The sequence below is a fragment of the Bacillus sp. AY2-1 genome, from assembly GCF_008368965.1.
Taxonomy (GTDB): domain Bacteria; phylum Bacillota; class Bacilli; order Bacillales; family Bacillaceae_G; genus Bacillus_A; species Bacillus_A thuringiensis_S.
On record NZ_QPEL01000260.1, the window covers coordinates 1 to 2,634 of the forward strand.

Below are 2,634 nucleotides of genomic sequence, written 5' to 3' on the forward strand. Positions count from 1 at the left end.
GCAAATTCTGTGCTCTATATGGTTATTGAAAATTGGAGGTCATTTTGTCGGTATGAGGATTTTTGCCATAATAGCTGTAATTATTATAGGACTAATCTTTTTTAAAACAATAATGTTGCAGATACTTGCACTTTTAGCGCTGATCTTCGTGATTATAATTGGAGCATACTATCTATTTCAAATTCTTTTGGGGTGTATAGGACTAATTGTGATAGTTGTTGGAGCTATCATGGCCCTTTCTTTAATCATATATGCAGTTACAACTTGGTTTTAAACAATGTAAATATAACATTTCTTAAAACTATTTAGTTTTTTGGGATTATACCTTATAGAAAGGAATGATTCGGTATGCATGAATCATGTGGGGCATAGAGATGGAAAATTTAAAAGATAAACTCTGGGGGATTTTTAAAAGTTCGATAGGACCTGTGCTTTTATTTGCAATGGTTTTTGTATTTGTTATTGATTGGAACGGCTTAAAAACAATAGATTATGTTTTTATTATATCAACTATCTTTTTTGCAGTAGTCACACTACTTAATATAGTTACGACAATTATAAATGAACGATTATAAAAGCGAGGGATTAAGCATGTATGAATTAAAAAGTAAAGAGGATATTGAAAAATTTGTAAATGATTATATTTTGACAACATCAGAAGCAATGGAAATAATGAATGTAAATCGCGCTAGGTTAAATGTATTAGTTAAGAAGGAACGGATTATCCCATTAAAACAAATGAAAAATATAAGTTTGTTTTGGAGATCAGATGTGGAAAAATTAAGTGAAGAACTGGCAGTATTAAGAAAGAAATATCGTCCGTTTGAATAATGTATTCGTTTAATTAATGTAGTTATTTGCAATTCTAAAACTCTGAGGAATATTTTTTGAAATGTATATGTGAAATAAAAAGGGGGGCGGCTCAACTTTGAGTGGCTCCTTTTTTAATAGAGTTAAAATAGCATGGATTATCTTGAATTTACAGAAAGGTCTTTATATATTAGAATTTATTTTCTTGCATTGAGAAAATGAGTTCCTAATATTCATAATAATTAAATGAAATTTTTTGCATATTATAAATATTTACTGTAATGTAAATTTTGTTACAGTTAAGGTGAGAGTTATAAAACTATTAAAGGGGAAATTTTTATGTTCAAGAAATTAGTAGTGGGAGCATTAGCAACTGGTTTTGTATTAACAGGGGGTATGGGAGCTTCAGCTGCAACATCTACAGTTGATAATACTAATAAAAAACTTGATTCACCACAGTTTTCATCTTATGACATCTATGAATATCATACTAGTTGTCCTAGACTTACTAGTAATGCTCCTTATAGAATGTCAATGATAAATGAAAATGGGATTTTCGCTAACTCTTTTACTGATCCAGAAACAGGAATCACTTGGTACTTTAAAGGAACTGGGGCTCATAAGTCCATTGGATGCTACGAGGGAAAAAAAGAAATAATCAAAGATACCCCTATAAAGGAAATACAGCAAGAAAGGTATTAATTAAAGAATAGCATCCGTAATGGGTGCTTTTTCTTTGTTATATAGAAATTACACAATAATGAACAAATTTAACACCTAAAAAGAAATTGGGTATAAGCACATTATTTTTAGAGATACATATTATATATCATGAAAAACTTCTTTGTTTTTCAAATAACGGACAGAATGATGTGAACGAAACTCGCAGCAATAGTACATAAAAAGTTCGCCTTAATTGGTGAACTTTTTATTTTGGACCAAATGGACATTGGTAAAGGAAATAAGAGGTGACTTTAACACTAGATGTCTTGTATGTCGTTAAGGAAAGGTCAGCGTAATAGACGGAAAAGATAAGGTTTCTAAAGCCTAATATGTCTCCACATAGCTATCAAGATAATAAACGAAATACCTAAAATGAGAAAATTGATATCCTCAAGTGAAGGTTTATAATTTTTTGCCTTGAGATCCTTTTACAACTTTTAAGTTGATGTATATGTGAATTCTTTCTTCCAAAGAATTCATTATCTACAGAAAGGTATTTAAGGTTATTGTAAGGTAAATGAAAGTTACCTGAAAGAATCTCAGTTTAATATAAAAGTATGAATTAACACAGGAGGGATGAAATAATGTTAAAGAAACTGGGAATAGGTTTAGTAACTTCCTTAATTTTGTTGAGTACAAATGGTATTGCTGATGCATCTACTAACAGTGTACATGTAAAAAATGAAATGATATCTAAGAGCCAAAAAAAGTGCAGTGACTGTTGGCGTGTTGGTCAATCTAGAGTTGAGGAAGGAGTTGCAGCAAAGCATACAATAAAAGGTGGAGAAAAAGTTGTAAAAGTTACATTACAAGACGATGGAATGGTTAGGATGGATGTCATTGGCAAAGGGTTTGCTGAAGTTAAAGTAACTAGGGAAAATGGGAAAAGTGTATATTATCAGTTTGAGGTAATTTAATTATTAATCAAATATAGGTTTTCATTTTAGAACGTTGCCTTCCTATAATTAGGAAGGCTTTTTTTATTACGTAAATAGGATAAAATAATAGTTCGCTAAATTGGCTAGGAACATAACTAAAAATGTCAGAGGAAATTTAGTAAATTGTTTCACATGAATCATCTTCTCTTGTTTGGATTAATAC

The 2,634-nt window shown here is 30.3% G+C and carries 5 protein-coding genes; all 5 read left to right on the plus strand.

From position 1 onward, the window contains the following. Positions 1–274: hypothetical protein (locus tag DN403_RS31580; RefSeq protein WP_218948251.1), on the plus strand; the 274-nt coding region annotated here is incomplete at its 5' end. 100 nt (positions 275–374) lie between these two features. Beyond that, positions 375–575 (plus strand): hypothetical protein, encoded by a 201-nt coding sequence (locus DN403_RS30025; protein ID WP_149186078.1) that lies wholly within the window; start codon positions 375–377, stop codon positions 573–575. Between the two features lie 16 nt (positions 576–591). Continuing rightward, complete coding sequence (locus DN403_RS30030) at positions 592–831, plus strand: DNA-binding protein (RefSeq protein WP_098438186.1); 240 nt, start codon at positions 592–594, stop codon at positions 829–831. Positions 832–1,149: 318 nt separating this feature from the next. After that, entirely contained in the window at positions 1,150–1,512 is a 363-nt protein-coding gene (locus DN403_RS30035) for an LCI fold-containing protein (protein WP_149186079.1), read from the plus strand. A 605-nt stretch (positions 1,513–2,117) separates the two neighbouring features. Next, positions 2,118–2,450 (plus strand): hypothetical protein, encoded by a 333-nt coding sequence (locus DN403_RS30040; protein ID WP_064532455.1) that lies wholly within the window; start codon positions 2,118–2,120, stop codon positions 2,448–2,450. The last annotated feature ends 184 nt before the right edge of the window (positions 2,451–2,634 follow it).

Excerpts from the sequence above, each read along its gene's own strand:
- DN403_RS30025 (WP_149186078.1), top strand. The coding sequence starts at position 375 with ATGGAAAATTTAAAAGATAAACTCTGGGGGATTTTTAAAAGTTCGATA.
- DN403_RS30030 (WP_098438186.1), top strand. The coding sequence starts at position 592 with ATGTATGAATTAAAAAGTAAAGAGGATATTGAAAAATTTGTAAATGAT.
- DN403_RS30035 (WP_149186079.1), top strand. The coding sequence starts at position 1,150 with ATGTTCAAGAAATTAGTAGTGGGAGCATTAGCAACTGGTTTTGTATTA.
- DN403_RS30040 (WP_064532455.1), top strand. The coding sequence starts at position 2,118 with ATGTTAAAGAAACTGGGAATAGGTTTAGTAACTTCCTTAATTTTGTTG.